The following is a 25,294-nucleotide window of genomic DNA, read 5'->3' on the forward strand; positions in this document are numbered from 1 at the left end:
ACGCACCAGGGGGCGCCTGGGCGAAAACGGCGACGGGAGGCGTGTCCCCGGCCCCCTGCCTGCCGCGAGGACGAGACGTGCCCCCTGCGCGCGCCGGAAGCTCTGCACGCGGGGGGCACGTCGGCAGACCTCAGCTGCTCAGTGCCGCGGTCGGCGAGGTGCGGGACGCGCGCACGGCGGGCAGGACGCCCGCGACCGCCCCCACGAGGATCGTGACGACGACCCCCAGCACGGGGACCTCGGGGGGGATCGCGAGACTCCACCCGTTCGTCCTGGCGACGACGGCCGTGATGACCCACCCGAGGACGGCGCCCGCGACCCCACCGAGGGCCGAGAGCAGCATCGCCTCGAAGAGGAACTGCACCCGGATGTGCTCGCGCGTGGCGCCCAGGGAGCGCCGCAGACCGATCTCCTGACGACGTTCCAGAACCGAGATGACCATGGTGTTGGCCACCCCGATCCCACCGACGAGCAGGGCGATCGAGCCCACCCCGACCAGGAGCCCGGTGAAGGCCTGATCGACCGTGTTCTTCGCGGCGAGGGCGTCCGAGGGGCGGCTGACCTGCACCTGGCTCGGCGACTCGGGGTGGATCGTCGGCGGCAGGAGCTTGCGCACCTGGGCGACGCTCGCCTCGGTGGACCGTTCGTAGATCGTCGTCGGCGCGCCGTCGTGCTCGAACTGGCCAGCGGCGATCGGTTCGCCGACGAGTGCCGTCGAGTCGAGCTCCGGGGCGAGGGGCGACGACTCGAGGATGCCCACGACGGTGAACGGGTGACCGCCCACCCACACGAGGCTGCCCACCGTGCCGATCCCGAGGCGCTCGGCCGTCCCGCGGCCGAGGACGACCGCCGGGTACTGCGCGGTCGACTCGTTGAGCCACGACCCGTGCATGATCCGGGCACCGGTCGCCTCGAGCAGGTCGAGGTCGGCGGCCGCCACGGTCAACCCTCCGGTGCGGCCCGGATCGACCTCGGAGCTGCGGAAGATCGTGATCGTGTCGAGCGTACCGATCGAGCTCACGTGCAGGACGTCCGGGATGCGCCGCACGAGCGCGACGGCGTCCGGCGGGAGGGGCGCGTCCTGGCCGAGGACGTCCGTGCCGGCCGTGACCGTGAGCAGGTTGGTGCCCAGCGCGGACAGCTTGTCCTTGATGAGCGCCTGGCTCGAGGTCGAGATGCCGATCACGGAGATCATGGCGGCGATACCGATCGCGATGCCCAAGGACGAGAGGATCGCGCGCATGGGGCGGGCGCGCAGCCCGTGCAGGCCGAGGCTGAAGAGGTCGCCGGGCCGGAGCCTGGAACGGCGGTCGAGGCTCATCGGCTGTCCTCCCGGTCGTCGGAGAGGATCCTGCCGTCGCGGATGCGGACCTGCCGGGGCAGGCGGTCGGCCAGCTCCTGGTCGTGGGTGATGACCACGACCGTGGTCCCGGACCTGTTCAGGTCGTGGAGGATCTCGACGACGCCCTCGCCGGAGGCGGTGTCGAGGCTGCCGGTCGGCTCGTCCGCCAGGAGCAGGCGAGGTTCGCCGACGACGGCGCGCGCGATCGCGACGCGCTGGCGCTCTCCGCCCGACATCTGCCGCGGGTGGTGGTGCAACCGTGCGCCGAGGCCCACGCGTTCGAGAGCAGTGCGCGCCCGGCGACGGCGCTCGCGGGGCGCCAGGCCGGTGTACAGCAGACCGGTGGCGACGTTGTCGAGGGCCGTGACGCCGTCGGACAGGTGGAACTGCTGGAAGATGAACCCGATCGTGTAGGCCCGCAAGGCCGAGAGGCTCGCGTCGCTCATGGCGGTCACGTCGTTCCCGGCGATCCTGGTCGCGCCCGAGGACGCGCGGTCCAGGGACCCGATGATGTTGAGCATGGTCGACTTGCCGGACCCGCTCGGGCCGACGATCGCGACCATCTCACCCTCGTCGATCCTCAGGGTGACCCCACCGAGCGCGACCGTCGGTGGTGACCCGTAGGTGCGGGTCACGTCCTCCAGGTCGATGATCGCTGTGCTCACTTGGCCACCACGATCGTGTCGCCCACCTCGAGGTCGCCCCCGGTCACCTCGACCAGGCCGTTGGCGAACGTCCCGAGCTCGACAGGCACGAGCTGGGTGCTGTCGCCGGCCGAGGTCTCGACGGCGAAGCCGCCCCCCGGCTGCGCGAGCAGGGCCAGGACGGGCACGGTCAGCACGTCGGTCGCGCGGGTCCGGGTGAGCAGGAGCGTGACGGCGACGTTGTCGAGAGACTCGGCCGCAGCCGGGTCGTCGAGCGTGAGGGTCACCGGCACCTTGAGCGTCTTGCCGTCGCCGCCCTCCTGCTCGACCGGTGCCCCCACCTCGGCGACCGTTCCCGTCGTGGAGACGCCTCCCGGGAGGGTGATCGCCACGTTGGTGCCGACGGGGGCGACGGGGGCCTGTGCCTGGTCGAGGAAGGCCTGGACCTGCTTGTCCGGTCCCGTGACGGAGAGGATCTCGGGACCGGCGGTGTCGCCCACCTGCGCCTTGTGCGACTGCACGCGGACGTCGACGAGCGAGAAGACGACCCGGCCCAGATCGATCGTGCCGGTCTGCTCGACCTTCAGCGACTTCTGCCACTTCTTGATCGCGGCCGTCGTGCTCTCGCTGAACGTGGAGTCGGGCTTCGCGACGAAGAAGCCCAGCTGGGCGAGGTTCTGCTCGAGCTGGAGGACGTCGTTCCCCGGGGACATCCCGGCGGTGAACGTGCGCCAGGCGGGCAGGGTCCCTCGCAGCAGGGTCACGGGGAGGTCGTCGATCCGGAACAGCTCCTGGCCCACGGTGACCACCGTGCCCGGTGCGGGAAGCCCGGTGATCACCCCGGTGAGCTCGGTCCCCAGGTCGCGTTGCGCGTTGTGGGCCAAGGTGCCCTGGGTCCGGACCTGCTCCGTGAGGTCACCGCGGGTCACGGTCACGGTCTCGAGCTCGAGCCGGGTGCTCGTGGGGTCGGGGGCCGCGGGCGGACGCGTGAGAGCGACCACGCCGACGACGGCCGCGACGGCCGCGAGGGCGCCGAGGGTCGTCAGGATCCAGCGTCGTGCTCGATGAGGGCGGGCGGTGGTGGTCGCCGAGGACTGGTCAGTGGTGGTGGGAGCGCTCACTGGACGGCTTCCTGGCTCTTGGCGTAGCAGGTGTCGACGACGTCGGGGTCGATCTCAGGACCGAGCGCCTCGCTCATGCCCGATCCCTTGACGGGGTCGGGGTAGTCGTAGCCGGCCTCGCGCATGCACGCGGCGAAGGCCAGCTGGGCCTCGAACATCTCGTCCTCGGACGGCATGTTCTCGTCGACAGGGGCCTCGCCGATGTCGTCGATGCAGGCCGTGTACGCGGTGTCGAAAGCCGCCGACTCCTCGCTCGTCATCGACGGCGTGGTGCCACCCCCCTCGCTCATGGCGACGAGGTCGTAGCCGGCGTCGAGCATGCAGTCGTCGACGTCCTGCCGCCACTCCTCGATGGTCATCTTGGGGGCTCCCGTGTCGAGCTCCGGGTCGGAGTCCGCAGCGGGGGAGCAGGCGGAGACCGCGAGGAGCAGGCCCGTCCCGAGGACTGCGGTGAGGGAACGGATGGTCGTCGTGCGCACAGTGGTGTCCTTTCGTCGCGTCGAGGTCGGGCGACCTGACGTGCTGCGCCGATCTCATCAAGCCCCTGGTTGCGGAAAAGTAAGGTCCGCGCCTTACCTCGACGCAACCTTCTCCGTGGTCTCCTGGGGGAGATGGATCGGCGGGGCGCCGCGAACGGGCTTCCCGAGCGAAGGAAGGTGGACACGCACGTGCGAGTGCTGATCGTGGAGGACGAGGAGTACCTGGCCGACGCCGTCCGGGCGCGTCTGGCCATGGAGGCGATCGCGGCCGACGTGGCCCCGGACGGCGACGCGGCGCTCCTCGCCGTCGAGCTGTGCGACTACGACGTGGTGCTGCTCGACCGGGACATCCCCGGTGTGCACGGGGACGAGGTCTGTCGGCGCCTGGCGGCCGACCCTGCCGCGCCCGCGGTGCTGATGCTCACGGCAGCGGGGACCCTCGACGACCGTGTGGACGGGCTCGGCCTCGGCGCCGACGACTACCTGTCCAAGCCGTTCGAGTTCCCCGAGCTCATCGCCCGGCTCCGCGCCCTCAACCGGCGCAGCTTCACGTCCCGGCCTCCGGTGCTCGAGCGACGCGGAGTCCGCCTGGACCCGTTCCGCCGCGAGGTCACGGTCAGGGGTCGGCGCGTCACCCTGACCCGGAAGGAGTTCGCGGTACTGGAGCTGCTCCTGGCGGCCGACGGAGCCGTGGTCAGCGCGGAGACGCTCCTGGAGAAGGCCTGGGACGAGAACGCCAACCCCTTCACGCACGCCGTCAAGGTGACCCTCAGCACGCTGCGGCGCAAGCTCGGCGACCCGGGAGTCATCGCCACGGTGCCCGGTGCGGGGTACGTGATCAGCGATGACTAGCCCGCGGCCCACCCCGCCGCCGGACCTCGACGGCAGGGAGCCGGAGACGAAGCGCTACCGTCTGACGGTGCGCGCGCGGCTCGCACTGACCTACTCGGCGCTCCTTACGGGGGCGGGCATCGTCCTGCTCGCGATCGTCTACGTCTTCATGCGCTATGTCCCCACCTACGACTTTGCCACGGCGACGACGGCGTCCACCGACGCGGCCTCGGTCGCCCCCGGGGGCTCGCCGCTCCCCACCGGAGACCCGACGGCACCGGCAGCGGTGGTCGTCCCCGCGTCCGAGCTCCTCGTGACGTCGAGCGAGCAGCTCCTCAACCTCCTGCTCGTGACCTCGATCGTCGTGCTCGTCGTCCTGGCGGTGGTGGGCACCGCGGTGGGCTGGGCGGTGGCGGGCCGGATGCTCCGGCCGTTGCAGGACATCAACTCGGCCGTGCACCGGGCGAGCGAGGGCGACCTGGCGCAGCGGATCCGGTTGTCCGGACCCCGGGACGAGATCTCGGAGCTCGCCGAGAGCTTCGACGAGATGCTCGATCGCCTCGACCGGTCCTTCACGGCCACGCGCCGCTTCGCGGCCAACGCCTCGCACGAGCTGCGGACCCCGCTCGCGACGACCCGGGCCATGCTGGACGTCGCCCTGGCCCAGCACGACGACCCGGAGGAGAGGATCGTGTTCGACCGTCTCCGGGTCATGAACGAGCGGAACATCGAGACCGTGACGGCTCTCCTGGACCTGGCCAGGATCGACTCCTCGCCCCCGCACCTCGAACGGTTCGACCCGGCACGGGTCGTCGCTCAGGTGATCGAGTCGTGCGCCGAGGAGGCGGCGGCCCACGACGTCCGGATCGAGCAGAGCCTGACCGGCACGACGCTCGACGGCGAACCCGTCCTGCTGCGCCAGCTCGTCACCAACCTGGTGCAGAACGGCATCCGGCACAACGTGCCCGGTGGCTTTCTCGCGGTCGATGCCGGGCCCTGCGACCCTCCCGGGGGGTGGGCGATCGAGGTCGTCAGCTCCGGTCCGGTCCTCGACCCCGCGGCGGTCGAGGGCTTCACCGACCCTTTCACCCGAGGAGCGGGGCGCACGAGGGCCACGACGGCGACGGGGCAGGGCCTGGGGCTGTCGATCGTCGCGGCGATCGTCGAGCGTTTCCGTGGTGAGCTCCGGCTCGCACCGCGCCCGGAAGGAGGACTGCGGGCTGTCGTCCTGCTCCCGCCCCCGGTGCGCGCCAGGTCGCAACCCGACGCCACCGGGTCCTGATCCGCCCGCTTCTCCTGCCGGCGCCGGCCTGGCGGGTCACGCCCTCGAAGGTGGAGTCCTCCGCCGCCCGCGCGCGACCCCGGTCCTGCGCCCGACCCTCAGTCCTGCGCCCGCTCCGCGAGCATCTCCGCGACCCGGCCGAGGTTGCCCAGCATCGCGCGGTTCTCGTCGATGCTCCCGAGCCGTTGCCCCGACCCCAGCCCCACTCCCCCCGCACGCGGTGCGGCGAGGAGCGTGACGTCGTCGAGCCCCGACGCCGGGAGGCCGATCCGGCGCCACGGCACCGTCACGAGCGACGCGAGCTCACCGAGGTTCGGCCCCGAGCACTGCGAGACCTTCGCGGGCGGCAGCCCGGCCCAGACCCCGACGCCGCGCTCGACCGCGCGCGCGGCCAGCTCCCAGCCCTTCTCGTCCCAGCCGTCGGCCCGGGCCGCGAGGTCCAGGCCCACGGCGTCGGCACCGGCGAGGACGACGGGAGCGATCCCGACCCACGCGGGCCCCACGTGCACGACGCTGCGCGCACCCCCGTCCCGCACCGCCCCCAGGACCGTCTCGAGGCCCTCCACGATCGCGGGCCCCTCGACCGGCCGCAGGCGGGAGAACCCGGAGAACGTGGGCAGCACGCCCGCGTTGATCTGACCCAGCAGCGGCTCGGAGACCTGCACCACGAGCTCGGCGCCGGGGACCTGTCGTCGCACCTCGTCGAGGTGCGCCCGCACCCCGACGGCGAGCGACGCGGCCAGGTCGGCCCGCGCGCCCAGGTCGGCGAGCACCCTGTCCCCGCGCGCGAGGTACAGCTCGGCCGCGAGCGTCCACGGCCCCACGACCGACACCGCGAGCGGCCCGACGTACCCGTGCCCGGCGATCGCGAGCGCCCCGAGGTCGTCCCGGAGGAAGGCCCTGGCCCGGCGCTCGTCCATGCCGGGCCGGTCCGCGAGCTTCCACCCGTGCGGCCCGACCTCGACGGGCAGGTCCGCGAGCAGGGTCGCGGTGCGGCCCACGCCGTCGGACCCTGGTCCCCGCTGGGGCAGACGCACGAGGAACGGGACGGGCGTGACGCCCGTGGGGACCTCGGCGAGGTCCCCGAAGATCATCTGCTGCGCCTCGAGGACGTCGGTGCCCTCGCCGCCGGGCCACGGCCCGTGGCCGCTGACTGACGTCATGTCCAGGTCTCCTTGCTGTTCGACGTGCTCGACGACCGGCCCCACGGCCCGGCCGGTCCATCAACTGCCTCGACTGCACCGACGGCGTCCGTTCCTCGGACGCTCGCCGGATAACTCACCCGGGCATCACCCGCACGAACTCTTGCGGTGTCCCTCTCTCCGAGTGAAGGCTGATGAGTATGCACCACAGACCGTGACGACGCGGTGGCCGCTGGACCGACCCCGCCGGACGAGCGAGGCGGACATGAGCAGCAGCAGGCACGAGGCGACCGGGACCACCCTTCCCGGCGACCGGGACGAGGCGGACACGACCGCCGCCCACACGACCAACAAGGCGGCCGCGATCGCGGTCCACACGCAGGCCATCCCTGGGAACCACGCCGAGGCGCTCGCGGCGCTCGTCGCCGCCGACTTCCACAACCACGACCCGGCCCCCGGCTGCTCGGGCGGCATCGAGGGGCTCGTCGCGACCATGCACTGGTTCTCGGACGCGTTCTCGGACCAGCGCGTCGAGGTGCTGCACGCGGTCGCCGAGGGCGACCTGGTGGCGCTGCACGTCGCGTTCAGCGCCCGGCACACGGGCTACTTCCGGGGCCTGGCCCCGACGGGCCGTCACTTCACGGTCCGCGAGATGCACATGCTGCGCTTCGTGGACGGGCGCGAGGCCGAGCACTGGGCGGTGCGCGACGACGCGTGGCTCGTGCGCGAGCTCAGCGAGCACCCCGTCGTCCCGACGAGCGCGGTGCTCGCCGCGACGCAGCCCGGTGCCGCGGTGGGGAGCAGCGTCCCGGTCGCGGTGTGACGAGTGGCGCACGGCCGGTCATTCAGCGGGCGGCGCTCGCCGCGCGCTGCGCCCGGTAGGCGCGCTGCACGGTCGACTGCCCGATCACGCGCGTCCCCTGGTACACGACGAGCGACTGCCCTGCGGCCACGCCGCGCAGCGTCTCACCCGTGAGCTCGACCTCCGTGCGCGCTCCGTCGGCGGCACCGGGCGCCTCACGACCGTCCGCCTGCCCGACGACGGCGCGCACCCGCGCAGGGACCGGCACCCCGTGGGCACGCACCTGGACCGACGCGTCGAACCAGCCGGACACCTGGCCGGCTCCCGCACCGTCGGGCCCGGGCCCGGCAGGGGCCTGCTCCCACCCGGCGGCCGCGAGGACGTCGTCCGCGAGCCACACCGAGCGGTCCCCCTCGATGCGGTCGACCGTGAGCAGCTCTGCCGGACCCACGACGACCCGGTTGGAGACCGGCTCGACCTCGAGCACGTAGCGCGGCTTGCCGTCCGCGGCCGGTCGCCCCAGGGACAGGCCCTTGCGCTGGCCGACCGTGAACGCGTAGGCCCCCTCGTGCTCCCCGAGGACCTCGCCCGAGGTGTCGACGATCTCGCCCGTGCGCGCGCCCAGGCGCGCCTTGAGGAAGCCCTGCGTGTCGCCGTCGGACACGAAGCAGATGTCGTAGGAGTCGGGCTTGTTCGAGACCGACAGGCCTCGCCGCTCGGCCTCGGCACGGACCTCGTCCTTGGACGCGAAGCCGCCGAGCGGGAAGATCGACCGGGCCAGCCGTTCCTGGCCCATCACGGCGAGCACGTACGACTGGTCCTTGGCCTCGTTGGGCGAGCGGTGCAGCTCGCGGACGGTACGGGTCACGGGCTCACCGTCCGTCCCCGGGACCGTGACCTCGCGCGTGAGGACCTGTGCGTAGTGGCCCGTGGCGACCGCGTCGAAACCGAGCGCCGTGGCCTTGTCGAGCAGCGCCTCGAACTTGATGTGCTCGTTGCAGCGCACGCACGGGTTGGGCGTGCGCCCGGCCTCGTACTCGGACAGGAAGTCCGCGACGACCGTGTCCTCGAAGCGCTCCGACAGGTCCCACACGTAGTACGGGATGCCCAGCACGTCGGCGGCGCGGCGCGCGTCGCCCGCGTCCTCGATCGAGCAGCAGCCGCGCGAACCCGCCCGGAACTGCTCGCGGTTGCGCGACAGGGCCATGTGCACGCCGACCACCTCGTGGCCGGCCTCGACGGCCAGGGCCGCCGCGACGGCCGAGTCGACACCGCCGGACATCGCTGCCAGGACTCTCATGCGGACCTCCCTGTCGTGGCGGCCGGGCGCGTCCTCGGGGGCCCGGACCGGGCCGACGACGCCAGCCCGGCGGCCTGGGCGCGCGCCACCACCTGCGGCAGCGCGTCGAGAAGTCGCGCGACGTCGTCGTGCGTCGAGGTCGCCCCGAGCGAGAACCGCAGCGCGCCGCGCGCGTCCTCCTCCGAGACCCCCATCGCGAGCAGGACGTGCGAGGGCTGCGGCACACCCGCCTGGCACGCCGACCCGGTGGACGTCTGCACGCCCGCCGAGTCGAGCAGGTACAGCAACGAGTCGCCCTCGGAGCCGGGGAACGTGAAGTGCGCGTTGCCAGGGAGCCGCAGGGACGGGTCGACCAGCGGGTCGGGGCCGCGCAGCACCGCGTCCGGCACGGCCGCCCGCACACCCCGGACCAGGTCGTCGCGCAACGACGCGAGATGCTCGGACCGCTCGGCGCGAGCACCGACGGCCTCGGTCACCGCGACCGCGAACGACCGGATCGCGGGGGTGTCGAGCGTGCCCGAGCGCACGCCACGCTCCTGCCCACCGCCGTGCAGCACCGGGGTCAGGGGCAGCCCGCGCTTGGCGATCAGCGCACCGACACCCATGGGTCCGCCGAGCTTGTGGCCCGTGAGCGTCAGGGCGTCGAGGCCGCTCTCAGCGAAGTCGACCGGCACCTGCCCGACGGCCTGCACCGCGTCGGAGTGCACGGGGATGCCGTAGGGACGGGCGATCTGCACGACCTCGTGGACAGGCTGGATCGTCCCGACCTCGTTGTTCGCCCACATGACCGAGATGAGCGCGACCTCGTCCCCCTTGGCCGCGAGCTCGGCGCGCAGGGCGTCGAGGTCGAGCCTGCCGTCGACGTCGACGGGTAGCAGGACGATCTCCGCGCCCGTGTGCTCGGCCATCCAGAAGGCCGGGTCGAGCACCGCGTGGTGCTCGACGGCCGAGACCAGGATGCGGCGACGGTGCGGCTCGGTGGTCCGTCGACCCCAGAACAGGCCCTTGATCGCGAGGTTGTCCGACTCCGTCCCCCCGGCCGTGAAGATCACCTCGCTCGGTCGCGCGCCGAGCGCAGCGGCGACGGCCTCGCGCGACTCCTCGACGACGCGGCGAGCGGCCCGGCCCGCCGCGTGCAGCGAGGACGGGTTGCCGGTCTGGGCGAGCTCCGCGACGAAGGCCTCGAGCGCGGCCGGCGACATGGGGGTCGTGGCGGCGTGGTCGAGGTAGGCGCCGTGCGAGGGCTCGGCGGGCGTGGCGGTCATGAGGCGATCACAGTCGTCCAGTCTACGAAGGTATTCGCGGCCGCCGCCGCCACGGTGCGCACGAGGTCCGTGAGTTCTGTGGAGCATTGCTGGACAGCACAGGAAAAACCGATATCTTGACAGATGCTCGTTCGCCTCCTGGAACCCCGCAGACTGACCGTCGCGCCTCGTCGCACGGCCGGGGTCCGCTCATGAACGGCGACACCTCGACCGCCCCGCCTCCCGTCCCTCCTCACCCCGTGCGAGCGTTCTGCCCCATGCCCGACGACGTCGCGACCTCCCGCGTGGTCCTCTCACCGCAGGATCCGCGAGCCCACGCGAGCGACCGCCTGCGGTGGGCCATGCTGCCCCGTGAGCTCCGCGACGAGATCGAGGCCACGATGGAGGCGCACGTGGTCGAGGAGATCAGCGTCGTGAGCGGCTTCAGCCCTGGCATGGGGTCGTTGCTCCGGCTGTCGACGGGCGGGCAGGTCTTCCTCAAGGCGGCGCGCACGCGCGACGAACGCGAGTGCGCCGACCTGCACCGCGCCGAGGCACGCATCGCGACCCGCCTGCCCTCGACGGTCCCGACGCCGCGCTTCCTGTGGGGCCACGGCGACGGCGACTGGATCGTGCTCGCCTACGAGGCGATCGACGGCTACCCGCCGCAGGTCCCGTGGGAGCCCGCGGTGCTCGCGAGGGTCCTCGACACCCTCGACGACCTGGCACGTGTCCCCGGGGCCCGGCAGATCCCGCTCCCACCGGCCGGACCACAGCTCGCGTCCACCGCGATCGGGTGGGGTCGGATGCTGCGCGAGCCCTGGGAGCCCCTGGGGGCGCTCGCGCCGTGGGCAGCCCGTCGGCTCGCGTCGCTCGCCGAGCTCGAGCTGGGCGTCCTCGTAGCGTGCGAGGGGGAGTCGATCGTCCACGGCGACATGCGCGCGCGGAACCTGACCGTCACGGACGACAGGGTGTACGTCCTCGACTGGCCCTACGCGATGCGTGGGGCCGGGTGGCTGGACCTCGCGCACCTGCTCGTCACGGTCGGCTCGCAGGGCGTCGACGGCGTCTTCGACCCGCCAGAGGTGTGCGTGCCGACCGACGGCTCCCCACCTCTCGTGACCTGGGACGACGCCGAGCGTGCGGGGGCCTGGCTCACCGCGGTGTTCGACGACCACCCCCTCGGCGCCGAGGTGCACCCCGGAGACCTCCGGTCGATCGTCGGCGGGTTCGCGGGCTTCAGCATGGACGCCGCGCGCAGACCCGCCCCGCGGTCCGACCCGTGCCGCCCCACGGTGGCCCTCGGGCAGTCGGTCTCGGCCCTCGCCTGGCTGGAGCACCTGGGTCTGTGACCCGCCTCGGTCGCTCGCGACCTCGTCCCCGGACGCACGGACGCCCCGGCGGGCCGAGCCCGCCGGGGCGTCCGTCAGGGTCAGGGGGTCAGCCCTTGTGCTCCCGCAGGACCTGCGCTGCCTGCGGCAGGACCTCGGCGAGGTCGCCCACGACCGCGAAGTCCGCGATCTCGAACAGCGGGCTGTCGGAGTCGTTGTTGACGGCCACGATCACCTGCGAGGCCTGCATGCCGCCACGGTGGTGCGGGGCCCCCGAGATTCCGGCGCCGATGTACAGGCGCGGCGCGATCGTCACTCCCGTCTGGCCGATGAAGGTGTCGAACCAGCCCTCGTAGACCGCGTCGCGCGTCGCGCCGACGGCCGCGCCGAGCACGTCGGCGAGCTCCTCGATCGGCCCGAAGTCGCCGTCGGTGCCGCGACCGCCCGCGACGACCGTCGCGGCCTCGGCGAGCGTGGGGCGCCCACCCTCGACGACCGGCTTCTCCTCACGGGACACGACCGTGACGTTCGTCGCCGACGCCGGTACGTCGACGGGGAACCCGATGACCTCGGTCTGGACCGAGGACTCGGCAGGCTCCGGGACGACGGAGTTGGCGCGCACCGTGAACACGGCCTGCTCGGTGACGACCTCGCACGAGGTGTCCCACGAGCCCGCGAAGACCCGCTTGTAGCCGACGGCCTTGCCGTCCTCGGCGCGGACCGCGGCCGCGTCGATCACGAGGCCGGCGCCCAGCGCGTAGGCGAGCCGGGCGGCGGCCTCCTTGTTGGGGAACGTCGCCGAGAGCAGCACGATGTCCGCGTTCGCGCGGCGCACGGCGGTCTCGAGGGTCGCCGAGACGACCGCCGTGAGGTGCGCGGCGTCCGCGCTCACGGACGTGGGCAGCTCGGCCTGGAGGACCGTGTCGACACCGTAGGCGCCGAGCTGGGCGAGCGTCGTGACGCTCGGGCTGCCGAGCGTCACGGCCTTGGGGCGGCCGAGGCTGCGCGCGATGGTCAGGAGCTCGAGGGCCGCGGAACGCAGCTGCGTCTCCGGGGAGTCGAGCAGGACGAGGACGTTGGTGGTCACGGTGTTCCCTCTCAGACCAGGTCGTTACGGATGAGGAACTCGGCCAGCGCGCGGCCGCCCTCGCCCTTGTCGACGACGACCTCGACCTCGGGACGCGGCGGGCGCGGCGTGGCGGCGAGGACGCGGGTGCGGGCTCCGGCGTCACCCACGGTCGCGGGGTCGAGCCCCAGCTCAGCGAGGTCCCAGACCTCGATCGGCTGCGTCCGCGCGGCCATGATGAGCTTGAAGTTGGGGAAGCGCGGCCAGTTGGCGTGGTCGGTCACGCTGACCACGGCGGGCAGCGGTGCCGAGAGCACCTCGAGCGCGTCGTCCAGCTCGCGCGTGACCTGGGCCGTGCGGGCAGCGGTGTCGACCTCGAGCTTGCCCGCGAGCGTGAGCTGCGGCAGGTCGAGCTCGGCCGCGAGCAGCACGGGGACCACGGACCCCAGCCCGTCGAGGGCTGCCATCCCCGTCAGGACGAGGTCGACCGGCCCCTCTTCCTCGAGCTTGCGGATCGCCGCGGCGAGCGTGGCGACGGTCCCGAAGTAGTCCGAGCCCGCGAGCGCCTCGTCGCTCACGCGCACGCCGCGTCCGACGCCCATCTGGTAGGCCTTGCGGATCGCGGTGTCGGCCTCTGGGCCGGCCATGGTCAGGACGACGACCTCGGAGGTCTCCTGCTCGGCCTCCGGCAGCGACTCGACGATGCGCAGCGCGGCCTCGATCGCGTTCTCGTCGAGCTCGTTGAGGGTCCCCTCCTCGGACGATCGCACCACTCGTCCGGCGTCGAACCGCCGGTCGGCGTGGATATCGGGAACGTACTTGACGGCGACGACGATCCTCATCGTGATGTGCTCCGTGGTTGGGACGACGGTGGACCCGGGTGGTACCCGCACGCCACAGCCCTCCGTGGAAGGTGTGGCACAGGCGAAACCCTACCGGGCAGCGCCGCGCAACCGGGTGAGATCTCGCGCACGACCACCTGGTGAGCACGAGCCGTCCACATGCGGGCCGCACAATGGAGAGGTGCAAGCGCTTGCCCCCTCCCCCCGCCCCCGTCCCTCGCACGGCCCGGTCCCCCGGCTCGGTGTCCATCTCGCCGGTGACGGCGTCGACGTCGCCGTGCTCGCCTCGCACGCGAGCGCTGTGCACCTGTGCCTGCTCGACGTCTCGGCCGACGGCGAGATCCACGAACGGCGCGTGGCTCTCGGCGGGCCGGTCCACGGCGTCTGGCACGGGCACGTGCCCGGGGTGCGCGAGGGGCAGCGCTACGGCTTCCGGGCCGAGGGCCCGTGGGACCCTGCGGCCGGCCTCCGGTACAACCCCGCGAAGCTGCTCCTCGACCCGTACGCGCACGGGATCGTGGGCGTGCTCGACGACGACCCGTCCACGCGCGGTCACGTCGCCGAGCGGGACGCCGCGGGCGCGCTCGTCGGTGACGTCCGCGGTCCGGCCGACCCCCGCGACTCGGCGCCGCACGTGCCGCACGCGGTCGTCGTCGCGCCCCGCACGGGGCACGAGCCCGTGCGCCGTCCGCACGTGCCGTGGGTCGACACCGTCGTCTACGAGGCCCACGTCCGCGGCCTGACCATGCAGCTCGACGCCGTGCCCGAGCACCTGCGCGGCACCTATGCGGGGCTCGCGCACCCCGCGACGATCGCGCACCTGAAGTCGCTGGGCGTCACGACGGTCGAGCTGCTGCCGATCCACGCGTTCCTCACCGAGCCGCACCTCGTGGCCCGGGGCCAGACCAACTACTGGGGCTACTCGACCGCGGGCTTCTTCGCCCCCCACGCCCCGTACGCGACGCGCGCCGCGCAGGAGGCCGGGCCCGGCGCGGTCCTCGACGAGGTCCGTGGCATGGTGCACCTGCTGCACGAGGCCGGGCTCGAGGTCCTCCTCGACGTCGTGCACAACCACACGTGCGAGGGCGGCGCGGACGGCCCGCACCTGTCGTGGCGCGGCCTCGACAACCCCGTCTACTACCTGCACGACGGCGCGTCCCCGGCCGAGCTGGCGGACGTCACCGGGACGGGGAACAGCCTCGACTTCCGGCGCGCGCGCGTGGTGCAGATGACGCTCGACTCGTTGCGCTGGTGGGCGCAGGAGGTCGGCGTCGACGGCTTCCGCTTCGACCTCGCCGTGACCCTGGGCCGCGGACCCGCCGGGTTCGACCCCGACCACCCGTTCCTCGTCGCGCTCCAGACCGACCCGGTCCTCAACGGCCTCAAGCTCGTCGCGGAGCCGTGGGACGTCGGTCCGGGCGGGTGGCGCACAGGGCAGTTCCCCGCGCCGTTGGCCGAGTGGAACGACCGCTTCCGGGGCGCGGTGCGGCAGTTCTGGCTCGCCGACCCGCGCGAGGCCTCGCACGGGCGCCCGGGGCAGGGCGTGCGCGAGCTCGCGACCCGCCTGGCCGGGTCGGCGGACCTCTTCGGGCACAGCGACCCGCCGCTCATGCGCGGGCCGGTGGTGTCGGTCAACTTCGTGACGGCGCACGACGGGTTCACGCTCGCGGACCTCGTCGCCTACGAGCACAAGCACAACGAGGCCAACGGCGAGGGCAACCGCGACGGCAGCGACGACAACCGGTCCTGGAACCACGGCGTCGAAGGTCGTCTGGCGGACGAGGACACGATGATCGAGGGGGGCGAGGGGACGGAGCACGCAGGCTTCGAGCCAGGGCTCGTGATCGCCCCGCTGCGCCGCCGCTCGATCCGCAACCTCATGGCGACCCAGGTCCTGGCGGCGGGGACGCCCATGCTCACGGCCGGCGACGAGATGGGACGCACCCAGCGCGGCAACAACAACGCGTACTGCCAGGACGGGCCGGTGTCGTGGGTGAGCTGGGACCTGTCGCCCTGGCGCAAGGACCTGCTCGCGACCACGGCCTACCTCCTGGAGCTGCGCCGCGAGCACGCGGCGCTGCGCAGCGAGACGTTCTTCCACGGCCGGCCCCGGCACTCGGCGCAGGACGCGGTGCCGGACCTCGCGTGGTTCGACGCCGCGGGCTGCACCCTCGACCACGCGGCCTGGCACGACCCCGGGTTCCGCGTGCTGCAGATGCTGCGCACCGGGCCGAGTGCGGGCGACCGCGACGTGCTCCTGGTGCTCAACGGAGCGCTCGACACGGTCGAGGTGACGCTCGCGGACGTGCCGGGGCGCTCCGCCCCCGGGGCGGCCGAGGGGGACGGTGCCACCGCGTGGGTGCTTGCGTGGGACTCCGACTGGGAGCACCCGACCGAGGGCGGCGACGCCGCGCCCCCCGGCCCGCACGAGGCCGGAGGAGCGCCCGGGACGGCCCTCCTGGAGCCGCTCAGCCTGCAGGTCTATCTCTCGCCGAGGTAGAGGGTTCGCGTCGGGGGTAGGGCTGGGCCTCTCTCCCGACGACTGCCCCCTACCTCGCGGCGGGGCGCGGGGTCTAGTCTCTGCGCATGAGTGACAACGACGTCAGCATCCCTTCCGCGAGCAACGCCGTCCCGTCGGGCACGCCCGCCCACGGGAGCGCTCCCAGCCGGTCCGGCCCTGATCGTGCCGAGGTGATCGTGGTCGGCGCGGGACTCTCGGGCCTCGTCGCCGCGACCGAGCTCACGGCCGCGGGGCGCCACGTGATCCTGCTCGACCAGGAACCTGCCGCGAGCCTGGGCGGCCAGGCCTACTGGTCCTTCGGCGGCCTCTTCCTGGTCGACTCCCCCGAGCAGCGCCGCATGGGCGTCAAGGACACGCCCGAGCTCGCGCTCGACGACTGGCTCGGGTCGGCGGACTTCGCCCCCGGCGCCGCCGACGGCGAGGGTCCCGACCGCTGGGGCTACGCCTGGGCGCGCGGCTTCGTCGACTTCGCGGCGGGCGACATGCGCTCGTGGCTGCACGCCAAGGGGGTGCGCTGGTTCCCGCTCGTCCAGTGGGCAGAGCGCGGCGGCTACCCCGCGGGCGGCCACGGCAACAGCGTGCCCCGTTTTCACGTGACCTGGGGCACCGGCCCCGGCGTCCTCGAACCCTTCGTCCGCGCGGCCCTCGACGCCCGGGCAGCCGGTCTGCTCGACATCCGGTTCCGTCACCGCGTGACCGACCTCGTCGTGACCGACGGCGCCGTCACCGGCGTGCGGGCCGAGATCCTGGCCGACGACCCGGCCGAGCGCGGCGCCCCCTCGGTGCGCGACGTCGTGGGCGAGGTCGAGCTCTCGGCGAGCGCCGTCGTCGTCTCCTCCGGGGGGATCGGCGCGAACCACGACCTGGTCCGTGCGCACTGGCCCGCGTCTGCGGGCGTGCTGCCCGCGCGCATGCTCTCAGGAGTGCCGGACTCGACCGACGGGCTGCTGCTCGGCATCACGCGCGACGCGGGTGCGGCCCTGGTGCACGAGGACCGCATGTGGCACTACCCCGAGGGCATCGCGAACCACTCCCCCGTGTGGACCGACCACGGCATCCGCATCCTGCCCGGCCCGTCGTCGCTGTGGGTCGACGCGCACGGGCACCGACTGCCCTCGCCCCTGTTCCCCGGCTTCGACGCCCTGGGATCGCTCCAGCACGTCACGGCGCGCGGCGACGACCACTCCTGGTTCGTGCTCAACAAGGCGATCATGGAGAGCGAGTTCGCGCTGTCGGGCTCGGAACAGAACCCTGACCTGACCGGCCGGAGCGTGCGCCTGCTGGCGCAGCGCGTGCTGCCGGGGGCGGTCGGGCCCGTGGCGCGGTTCGCCGCCGAGTCCCCCGAGTTCGTGTGGGGTGCGAACCCGACCGAGCTCGCGGCCGGCATGAACGCCCTGACCGACGCGACCCCCGGGGCCCGCGGCCACATCGACGCGGGAGAGCTCGAACGGCTCGTGCGGCTGCGCGACGACCAGGTGCGCTCGGGGCTCGGCAAGGACCACCAGGTCGTCGCGACGGCCATGGCCCGCAAGTTCTTCGTGGACCGCGTCATCCGGGTGTCCCCGCCGCGCCCGCTCACGACACCCAAGGACGGCCCGATGCTCGCCGTGCGGCTCTCGGTCCTGACCCGCAAGACGCTCGGCGGCCTGCACACCGACACCGACGGTCGCGTGCTGCGCCCCGACGGCTCGGTGTTCGAGGGCCTGTACGCGGCGGGCGAGGCCGCCGGGTTCGGGGGCGGCGGCGTGCACGGCCACCGGGCGCTCGAGGGGACGTTCCTCGGCGGGTGCCTGTTCTCGGGTCGGACCGTGGGGCGCGCGCTCGCTCGGAGCCTCTAGCCGGCGGGACGGCCCGGTTCCGGGGCAGGAGGACCGCGCCCGTCACCAGTCCGCGGGCATCTGCACCGGGTCGTCCGGGCTCACGCGCGACGCGCGCAGCCCGGGCACCCCGAGCAGGGCGGCGACGATCTCCTCGCTGGCCCCGAGATCGGTGGCCACGGTGTCGAGCTCGGTGCACACGAACCACGACCGGTCGTCCGGCCACCACAGCGTGGGCGACTGGTCGAGCGACGCGAACGCCGCCGCAGCCGCGAGCGGGCCGTGCCACAGGTGGTAGTCGCGGTGCGGCAGCGCGAGCGTCGGTGCCGCCGGCCGCTCGACCTGGTGCGCTGCCCGCCTGCTGCGCCAGGCAATCTGGATGTGTAGTGTCCAGGTTATGAGAATGACCGAGGGGGTCGAGTGGGGCCTGCACTGCTGCCTCACGCTGGCCTGGATCGGGCCCGAGCAGCCCGTGTCGACGGCCCGGCTGGCGTCGTGGTTCGACCTGCCGCCCGCCTATCTGAACAAGCGCCTGCAGGCACTCGTCCGGGCAGGGATCCTCAGCTCGACGCCGGGGGTTCGCGGCGGCTTCCGGCTCGCCCTGGCGCCGGAGCAGGTCACCCTGATGGACGTGGTCGCCGCCATCGAGGGCAGGGACGACGTCTTCCGCTGCACCGAGATCCGCCAGCAGGGCCAGGGCTCCCTCGGTGAGAACCGGGAGTTCGCCACCCCCTGCGGCGTCGCCGCTGCCATGCGCAAGGCCGAGCTGGCCTGGCGCGGGGCGCTCGCGGCGCAGACCCTGTCGGACCTGATGGCGGCCGCGCCTCCGGACGCCAGGGAACGCACCCGGCACCAGTACGCACGGCTGCACGACTGAGCGAGCCGGACCGGCGGTACCTGCCGGTCCTGACGAAACACAGGGGGAATCTGGATGTCTAGCGTCTCGGTGTCACCGGGTCGATCACAGGGCGCGGGTCCCGCACTGCCTGGGCAGCGCGGACTGTCGTCGACCTTCGTCCTGGCCATGGGGACGTTCGCCGTCGGGACGGACGCCTTCGTGGTCGCGGGGTTCCTGCCGTCAATGGCGAGCACGCTGCGCGTCTCGGAGGCGACCGCCGGGCTGTCGGTCACGGTCTTCGCGGCGGCCTACGCCCTGCTGTCGCCGGTGCTCGCCACCGTGACCGCCCGCGTGCCGCGTCGCGCCCTGCTGGTCGCCGCGCTGCTCACGCTCGCACTGGCCAACCTCGGCTCCGCGCTGGCCCCGAACATGGCGCTGCTGCTCGTCACCCGCGTCGTCGCGGCCCTCGGCGCCGCGGCCTACACGCCCAGCGCGGGGGCGGTGAGCGCGTCGCTGGTCCGCCCCGAGCTACGTGCCAGGGCACTGGCTGTCGTGATCGGCGGCCTGACCGTCGCGACCGCCCTGGGAGTACCCCTCGGCAACCTGGCCAGCCAGCATCTCGGCTGGCGGACCGCACTGGGTCTGGTCGCCGCCCTCTGCCTCCTCGTCGCCGTCGGAGTGCGGCTGACCATGCCGCCTTTGCCCGGCAACGTCCGGGTGCCACTGCGTCAGCGGCTCTCCGTGCTTCGCCGCCCGGCCGTGCTCGCGGTCCTGCCGCTGACCGTGCTCGGCATGGGGGCCTGCTACACCGCGTACGCCTACAGCGTCCCCGCGCTGACCGCGGCGCACGTCCCGGAGAGCGCCGTCCTGCTGATGCTCTTCCTGTACGGGGTGGGCGCCGTCCTGGGCAACGTGGCAGCGGGCTACGCGACCGACCGGTGGGGTTCCGCACCGGTGCTGATCATCGGGTACCTCGGCATGGCGCTCTCACTCGGCCTGCTGGCCTGGGTCGCCGCCGGCCACGTCTCGAAGGTGGCTCTGGTCGGGCTGCTGGTCGTCCTCTGGGGAGCGACCAGCTGGTGCCAGACGCCGCCGCAGCAGCACCGGCTGATAACGGTCGCGCCGCAGGAGGCCCCGCTGGTGGTCTCGCTGAACTCCTCGTCGATCTATCTGGGCATCGGCCTCGGTACGGTGCTCGGAGGCATCGCCCTCCCGTCCGGGATGGCGAGCGTGTACGTCCTCGGGGCGGGCCTCGCGATCGCAGCGCTCCTGTTCCTCCTGATCACCCTGCGCACGGCCAGGGGCACGAGCTAGGGCGCGTCACCCCACCCCTCGCAGGTCGGTTCGATCTGGCTCAAGTGGTTCGACCAGCCACTCGACGAGGTGATCGGCATGGAAGACCACCGAGCGGTTCGTCGGCAACCTCCATGGCCTACCCCACTCGAAGACCCATGTGGAGACATGCCCTCGTCCCGGCGGCAGGCTCTGGCCTGGATGCGGCCCATCACCGGCCGGCTGGCATCCGCACGGGGCCGGGAAGGTGAGCGGCGTCGTCGGGCATGAGGCGAACGTAGCCCCGGCGAGGCCGCCCGGCCAGCGCACGCCCACGTCGGTACGCTCCCCGCATGACCCCGCCCGACGACGCCCCTCCCCCCGGTCCTCCGGCCGCCGGGCCGGACGTGGCCCACCTCGACGTCGCCGGGTGCGAACGCGTGCTGCGACGCAACGGCCTGCCCCTGCTGATCGAGGACCACTCGGCGCGGCGCGACGTGTTCGGGCGGTCGGCGCCGTTCCTCGTGGTCGTGCTGTTGCTCGAGCTGACCGGGGCTCTCGACGAGGGGTGGCCCTGGTGGGGCAACCTGCTCGCGGTCGCGGGCGGGGCGGTCCTCCTCGCCGCGGCGTACGCGGGGCTCAACGCGGTGCGCGGGCGGAACTGGTCGACGCTGCCGCAGGACGTCGGCGGGCCCGAGCTCGCGTTCTTCGTGCTCGTGCCCGCGGTGCTGCCCGTCGTGTTCGGGGGCGAGTGGCGGGCCGCGCTCGTCACCGCCGGTGGCAACCTGCTGCTCCTGGGGCTCGTGTGGGTCGTGGTCGCGTACGGCCTGGGATCGTCGCTGTGGTGGGGGCTCGCACGCATCGCCGACGAGCTCGGGGCCTCGCTGATGCGGCTCGTGCGGCTCCTGCCGCTGCTCATGGTGTTCTCGCTCGTGCTGTTCTACAACGCCGAGGTGTGGCAGGTCTTCAGCCGGACCGGCGGGGCCGCGGGCGTGATCCTCGGGACGTTCTTCGCCCTGCTCATCGTGCTGTTCGTGGGGCTCCGCCTGCCGACCGAGGCGCGCAACGCGCTGCGCACGGCGGCCGAGGGCGTGCCGGGGGCCTCGGACCTGCCGCCCCTGACCCGCAGCCAACGGTTCAACGTGGCCGCGATGATCGGTGTCTCCCAGCTCCTGCAGGTGCTCGTCGTCAGCGCCGGGATGGGGATCTTCTTCGTCGCGCTCGGGACCCTGACCGTGACACCCGAGGTCATGGACCTGTGGGGCATCGACGGGCAGCGCGTGCTCCTGACGTTCGACCTCTCCGGGACGACGCTCGTGGTCACGCAGACGCTGGTGCGGGTTTCGGTCGCGATCGCGACGTTCACCGGTCTGTACTACGCGATCTCGGTCCAGGTCGACGCGGTGTACCGCGAGGAGTTCGTCGAGGGGATCGGGGAGCAGCTGCGTGAGGTGCTCGCGACGAGGGTGCGGTACGTGGGGCTGCTTGCGGCCGCACCCAGTGGGACCCCCGCGAGGTAGAACCTACTGCGTGAGATAGGACGCGCTGCGTACTACCTCGACCGGGACGTTCTACCTCGCCCGCGGGTTGTCCACAGATACCCAGTCGCCCCACCCTGTTCCCGTCGATCACCGGCACGCTGAGCGGCATGGGAAGAACAGAGGCTGCTCGTCGGGTCCCACCCGCATTGCGGTACGAACCAGCGACCCGGGCCCGGCTCGAGAAGAGCCGACGCGACGGACACGTGGTCCGTGTCCGACCGGGGGTCTACCTGCCGCTCCCCACCGGAGAGGGGCACGCGCTCCGACGCGAGGCCGAGGTGCTCGCGAGCGTCCGAGGGGTCGTGGAGAGGCTCACCACCTCCTACTGGCTGAGCCACGAGACCGCAGCGCTCCTGTGGGGGTGCTGGACCTGGAGGCTCGGGCGGCTGGTCCATGTGACGCAGCTCGCGAATCCCAGCGTGCGCCGCGACGCCGACCCGACCATCCGACGACACTGGACTGCCTTGCCGGAACGGGACCGGAGCGACCTGGACGGTGTCCCGGTCACCTCCCTGGAGCGGACCGTCGTCGACTGCGCTCGTTCGCTGCCGGCCCCCAGCGCCCTGGTCGTCGCCGACTCTGCCCTGCGTCTCGGTGCCGAGGTCCGGCTGCTCGACCAGATCCTCGACGAGTCGGCGGGAAAGCGCGGAGTGGTCCAGGCGAGGCAGATCCTCCAGCTCGCCGACGCTCGGTCCGAGTCCCCCGGCGAGACCCTGGTGCGTTGGGCCGCCCTCGACGTCGGCCTGCCGCCCCTCGTCCCTCAGTTCCCCGTCATCACCTGGCGCGGCGAGTTCCGGCTCGACCTCGCCTGGCCTGAGCTTCGCATCGGGCTCGAGTTCGACGGCGCGGTCAAGTACGCCGGAGGCATGGGCGATCCCCGAGAACGGCTGCTTACCGAGAAGAGACGCGAGGACGCCCTCCGGGAGTCGGGGTGGACCATCCTTCGCGTGACCTGGGAGGACCTGAAGGATCCCGAGCGCCTCGCGGGTCGCCTCCGCGCGGCCAGACGGCTGGCTCGCGAACGCTCGACGTAGTACGCGCCGCGTGAAGTAGAACGTAGGGGGTTCTACCTCACGCGGCGCGTACTACTTCGGCGCCGAGGCGGTCAGGCGTTCGCCACCAGCCCCAGCTCCGCGACGCTCGCCAGCCCCTCGTGCTTGGGCACGATCCGGATGGTGTACCCGAACGGTCCCGACGCCTCGAGGCGCACCGACCCGGCGAACGCCGCCCGGCCCGCCTCGTACGTCTCGGCGAGTGCGAGCGGCTCGGCCGTGAACGACTCGATCACGTCGGCCTCGGTCACGCGGCCGTGGACCACCTGCACCTCGACGTCGCCGGGTGCCAGGTCTCCGAGCGACACGTAGGCCTTGACGGTCAGGAGGTCCCCGACCTGCGGCACCTCGCGGATCCCGCTCGACTCGACGTGGTCGACGCGCACGTGCGACCAGTCCCCGCGCACGTGCGCCTTCCATGCCGCGAGCTCGCGTGCGGGCTCGAAGCCCGGGGCGTTGAGCGTGCGACCAGCGACCGCGGCGGGCCCGTAGAGGCGGTGCACGTAGTCGGCGACCATGCGCGTGGCCTGGACCTTGGGGCCGAGGGTCGCAAGCGTGTGCCGCACCATCTGGAGCCACCGGACGGGCACACCCCGCTCGTCCCGGTCGTAGAACCGTGCCGCGACCTGGGTCTCGATGAGGTCGTACAGTGCCGCTGCCTCGAGGTCGTCGCGGCGGTCGGTGTCCTCGACGCCGTCGGCCGTGGGGATGGCCCAGCCGTTCTCGCCGTCGTACCACTCGTCCCACCACCCGTCGAGGATCGACAGGTTGAGGCCGCCGTTGAGCGCGGACTTCATGCCCGACGTGCCGCTGGCCTCGAGCGGGCGCAACGGGTTGTTGAGCCACACGTCGCAGCCCGGGTAGAGCGACTGCGCCATGCCGATGTCGTAGTTCGGCAGGAACACGATGCGCCCGCGCACGTCGTGCTCGTCGGTGAACCGGACGAGCTGCTGGATGAGCCGCTTGCCCTGGTCGTCGGCGGGGTGCGACTTGCCGGCGACGATGAGCTGGACGGGCCGCTCGGGGTCGAGCAGCAGCGAACGCAGCCGGTCGGGGTCGCGCAGCATGAGCGTCAGGCGCTTGTACGTGGGCACGCGGCGCGCGAACCCGATGGTCAGGACGTCGGGCGAGAGCGCGTCGTCGACCCAGCCGAGCTCGGCGGGGCTGGCCCCGCGCTCGCGCCAGGACCTGCGCAGCCGGTTGCGGGCCTCGTCGACGAGCTGTCCGCGCAGCTCGCGGCGCATGCCCCACAGCTCCTCGTCGCTCACCCCGGCGGGGTCGAGCCAGCCCGACGACGCAGCGTCGGCCGTGAGCTCGTCGAGCCCGAGGCGCTCGGCCTCGAGGGTCGCCAGGCGCGGGTCGACCCACGTGGGCGAGTGCACGCCGTTGGTCACGGACGTGATGGGGACCTCGCGCGAGTCGAAGCCCGGCCACAGGCCGTTGAACATGCCGCGCGAGACCTCGCCGTGCAGGAGGGACACGCCGTTGGCGCGGCCGCCCAGGCGCAGTCCCATGACGGCCATGTTGAAGACGGTGGGGTCGCCGCCGTCGTAGTCCTCGGCGCCCAGCGCGAGGACCTGGTCGACGTCGATCCCGGGGATCTGGTTGTCGCCGCCGAAGTACTGGCCGATGAGGTCGCGGCCGAAGCGGTCGATGCCCGCGGGGACGGGCGTGTGGGTCGTGAACACGGTCGCGGCGCGCACGGCCTCGAGGGCTGCGTCGAACGTCAGCCCCGCGCCGGTCACGAGCTCACGGATGCGCTCGACGCCGAGGAACCCGGCGTGCCCCTCGTTGGTGTGGTAGACCTCGGGCTCGGGGGCGCCGGTCAGGTGCGACCACAGGCGCAGCGCGCGCACGCCGCCGACGCCGAGCAGCAGCTCCTGCTGGAGCCGGTGCTCGCCGCCGCCGCCGTAGAGGCGGTCGGTGACCTTGCGCGCGGCCTCGTCGTTGCCGGGGACGTTGGAGTCGAGCAGCAGCAGCGGGACGCGCCCGACGGCCGCGACCCACACGTGCGCGTGCAGGACGCGCCCCCCGGGCAGGTCGATCGAGACGCGCGCGGGCGTGCCGTCGTCCTCGCGCAGGATCGTCAGGGGCAGTCCGTCGGGGTCGAGCAGCGGGTAGGTCTCGACCTGCCAGCCGTCACGCGTGAGGGACTGGCGGAAGTAGCCCGCGCCGTAGAGCAGCCCGACGCCGACGATGGGCACGCCCAGGTCGGACGCGCTCTTGAGGTGGTCGCCCGCGAGGATGCCGAGGCCGCCCGAGTACTGCGGCAGGACCGAGGTGATGCCGTACTCCGGGGAGAAGTAGGCGATCGCCTGCGGGAGCTCCTCGCCGCCCGCGGCCTGCTCCTGGTACCAGAGCGGGTCCTGGAGGTAGCGGTGCAGGTCGGCTGCGGCCGCGCGGACGCGGCCCACGAACTCCTGGTCGGCCGCGAGCGCCGCGAGGCGGTCGGGCCCCAGAGCGCCGAGGAGCGCCACGGGGTCGCGCTTCACGGACTCCCACAGCTGCGGGTCGATCCCGGAGAAGAGCTCGCGCGTGGCGGTGTGCCAGGACCAACGCAGGTTGAGGGACAGCTCGTCGAGGTCGTGCAGCTCGGCGGGCAGGACGGTGCGGACGGTGAAACGTCTGATCGCTCTCACGGGTCCGACAGTACGCAACTGTGGGCCGCTGTACACCCTCTACCTGCCGTGTGCTCGCGACGGGCTCAGGCCGTTTCACCCGCCGGCAACCCGTCGGCAACCTGTCGGCTTCCCGTCCGCGAGCGGTCGGCCGGGCAGCCGCGCGCCACGGGTTGCGCGCCACGCCCGCCCAGCGGGTGCCGCACCTC

Annotated in this window: 21 protein-coding genes; 10 read left to right on the top strand and 11 right to left on the bottom strand. The window is 73.0% G+C overall.

Going from position 1 to position 25,294, the window contains the following annotated elements; genetic code table 11:
* Positions 1-130 precede the first annotated feature (130 nt).
* Genes JOD48_RS14460 through JOD48_RS14475 form a run of 4 tightly spaced genes read right to left on the bottom strand, consistent with a single transcriptional unit; the run spans position 131 to position 3,586 of the window.
* Positions 131-1,321: an ABC transporter permease gene (locus JOD48_RS14460; RefSeq protein ID WP_204809612.1), complete on the bottom strand. Its 1,191-nt coding sequence runs from the start codon at positions 1,319-1,321 to the stop codon at positions 131-133.
* Positions 1,318-2,007, bottom strand: coding sequence for an ABC transporter ATP-binding protein (locus JOD48_RS14465; protein WP_204809613.1), 690 nt, complete (start codon positions 2,005-2,007; stop codon positions 1,318-1,320). The genes JOD48_RS14460 and JOD48_RS14465 overlap by 4 nt, the downstream gene beginning before the upstream one ends.
* The gene (locus JOD48_RS20200; protein WP_204809614.1) at positions 2,004-3,107 is read right to left on the bottom strand and encodes an efflux RND transporter periplasmic adaptor subunit; all 1,104 of its coding nucleotides are present in this window, start codon (positions 3,105-3,107) and stop codon (positions 2,004-2,006) included. The genes JOD48_RS14465 and JOD48_RS20200 overlap by 4 nt, the downstream gene beginning before the upstream one ends.
* Complete coding sequence (locus JOD48_RS14475; RefSeq protein WP_204809615.1) at positions 3,104-3,586, bottom strand: hypothetical protein; 483 nt, start codon at positions 3,584-3,586, stop codon at positions 3,104-3,106. Before JOD48_RS14475 ends, JOD48_RS20200 begins: the two co-directional genes overlap by 4 nt.
* Positions 3,587-3,775: 189 nt before the next feature.
* Between JOD48_RS14475 and JOD48_RS14480 the strand changes: the two genes are divergently transcribed.
* Together JOD48_RS14480 and JOD48_RS14485 are read left to right on the top strand one after the other, a co-directional pair.
* Positions 3,776-4,438, top strand: coding sequence for a response regulator transcription factor (locus tag JOD48_RS14480; RefSeq protein WP_191792205.1), 663 nt, complete (start codon positions 3,776-3,778; stop codon positions 4,436-4,438).
* Positions 4,431-5,699: a sensor histidine kinase gene (locus JOD48_RS14485; RefSeq protein WP_204809616.1), complete on the top strand. Its 1,269-nt coding sequence runs from the start codon at positions 4,431-4,433 to the stop codon at positions 5,697-5,699. The genes JOD48_RS14480 and JOD48_RS14485 overlap by 8 nt, the downstream gene beginning before the upstream one ends.
* Positions 5,700-5,797: 98 nt before the next feature.
* Here JOD48_RS14485 and JOD48_RS14490 read toward each other — a convergent pair whose 3' ends face one another.
* Positions 5,798-6,862 carry a uroporphyrinogen decarboxylase/cobalamine-independent methonine synthase family protein gene (locus JOD48_RS14490; RefSeq protein ID WP_191792207.1) on the bottom strand — a complete coding sequence of 355 codons (1,065 nt, stop codon included), beginning with the start codon at positions 6,860-6,862 and terminating at the stop codon, positions 5,798-5,800.
* Positions 6,863-7,106: 244 nt separating this feature from the next.
* Between JOD48_RS14490 and JOD48_RS14495 the strand changes: the two genes are divergently transcribed.
* Positions 7,107-7,664 carry an ester cyclase gene (locus JOD48_RS14495; protein WP_191792208.1) on the top strand — a complete coding sequence of 186 codons (558 nt, stop codon included), beginning with the start codon at positions 7,107-7,109 and terminating at the stop codon, positions 7,662-7,664.
* Between the two features lie 22 nt (positions 7,665-7,686).
* Here the strand turns inward: JOD48_RS14495 and mnmA are convergent, their stop codons facing one another.
* A complete protein-coding gene (gene mnmA, locus JOD48_RS14500; RefSeq protein WP_191792209.1) occupies positions 7,687-8,943 on the bottom strand; it encodes a tRNA 2-thiouridine(34) synthase MnmA in 1,257 nt (418 codons plus the stop codon).
* Entirely contained in the window at positions 8,940-10,208 is a 1,269-nt protein-coding gene (locus tag JOD48_RS14505) for a cysteine desulfurase family protein (RefSeq protein ID WP_191792210.1), read from the bottom strand. Before JOD48_RS14505 ends, mnmA begins: the two co-directional genes overlap by 4 nt.
* Before the next feature lie 257 nt (positions 10,209-10,465).
* Between JOD48_RS14505 and JOD48_RS14510 the strand changes: the two genes are divergently transcribed.
* A complete protein-coding gene (locus JOD48_RS14510) occupies positions 10,466-11,539 on the top strand; it encodes a phosphotransferase family protein (protein ID WP_204809617.1) in 1,074 nt (357 codons plus the stop codon).
* 88 nt (positions 11,540-11,627) lie between these two features.
* On the opposite strand, the gene JOD48_RS14515 is transcribed toward JOD48_RS14510, so the two are convergent.
* Entirely contained in the window at positions 11,628-12,605 is a 978-nt protein-coding gene (locus tag JOD48_RS14515) for an electron transfer flavoprotein subunit alpha/FixB family protein (protein ID WP_191792212.1), read from the bottom strand.
* Positions 12,606-12,616: 11 nt separating this feature from the next.
* Positions 12,617-13,426 carry an electron transfer flavoprotein subunit beta/FixA family protein gene (locus JOD48_RS14520; protein WP_191792213.1) on the bottom strand — a complete coding sequence of 270 codons (810 nt, stop codon included), beginning with the start codon at positions 13,424-13,426 and terminating at the stop codon, positions 12,617-12,619.
* Positions 13,427-13,607: 181 nt separating this feature from the next.
* Here JOD48_RS14520 and glgX point away from each other — a divergent pair, with 181 nt between their 5' ends.
* Both glgX and JOD48_RS14530 read left to right on the top strand, forming a co-directional pair.
* Positions 13,608-15,926 (top strand): glycogen debranching protein GlgX, encoded by a 2,319-nt coding sequence (gene glgX / locus JOD48_RS14525; RefSeq protein WP_307824171.1) that lies wholly within the window; start codon positions 13,608-13,610, stop codon positions 15,924-15,926.
* A gap of 86 nt (positions 15,927-16,012) precedes the next feature.
* The gene (locus JOD48_RS14530; protein ID WP_204809619.1) at positions 16,013-17,785 is read left to right on the top strand and encodes an FAD-binding dehydrogenase; all 1,773 of its coding nucleotides are present in this window, start codon (positions 16,013-16,015) and stop codon (positions 17,783-17,785) included.
* A gap of 42 nt (positions 17,786-17,827) precedes the next feature.
* Here JOD48_RS14530 and JOD48_RS14535 read toward each other — a convergent pair whose 3' ends face one another.
* On the bottom strand, positions 17,828-18,208 hold the full coding sequence (locus tag JOD48_RS14535; RefSeq protein ID WP_204809620.1) for a hypothetical protein: 381 nt from the start codon (positions 18,206-18,208) through the stop codon (positions 17,828-17,830).
* Here JOD48_RS14535 and JOD48_RS14540 point away from each other — a divergent pair.
* The 4 genes from JOD48_RS14540 to JOD48_RS14555 all read left to right on the top strand — a co-directional run bounded on the left by JOD48_RS14540 (position 18,168) and on the right by JOD48_RS14555 (position 22,449).
* A complete protein-coding gene (locus tag JOD48_RS14540) occupies positions 18,168-18,641 on the top strand; it encodes an RrF2 family transcriptional regulator (protein ID WP_204809621.1) in 474 nt (157 codons plus the stop codon). The two genes, JOD48_RS14535 and JOD48_RS14540, sit on opposite strands and share 41 nt — an antisense overlap.
* Positions 18,642-18,788: 147 nt before the next feature.
* Complete coding sequence (locus JOD48_RS14545) at positions 18,789-19,916, top strand: MFS transporter (protein WP_204809622.1); 1,128 nt, start codon at positions 18,789-18,791, stop codon at positions 19,914-19,916.
* A gap of 311 nt (positions 19,917-20,227) precedes the next feature.
* Positions 20,228-21,394, top strand: a complete 1,167-nt coding sequence (locus JOD48_RS14550) for a hypothetical protein (protein ID WP_204809623.1) — start codon at positions 20,228-20,230, stop codon at positions 21,392-21,394.
* A gap of 224 nt (positions 21,395-21,618) precedes the next feature.
* On the top strand, positions 21,619-22,449 hold the full coding sequence (locus JOD48_RS14555; RefSeq protein WP_204809624.1) for a hypothetical protein: 831 nt from the start codon (positions 21,619-21,621) through the stop codon (positions 22,447-22,449).
* A gap of 71 nt (positions 22,450-22,520) precedes the next feature.
* Here the strand turns inward: JOD48_RS14555 and glgP are convergent, their stop codons facing one another.
* Entirely contained in the window at positions 22,521-25,106 is a 2,586-nt protein-coding gene (gene glgP, locus JOD48_RS14560) for an alpha-glucan family phosphorylase (protein ID WP_191792218.1), read from the bottom strand.
* Between the last annotated feature and the right edge of the window lie 188 nt (positions 25,107-25,294).

The sequence above is a fragment of the Oerskovia paurometabola genome (assembly GCF_016907365.1).
Lineage (GTDB): Bacteria > Actinomycetota > Actinomycetes > Actinomycetales > Cellulomonadaceae > Oerskovia > Oerskovia paurometabola.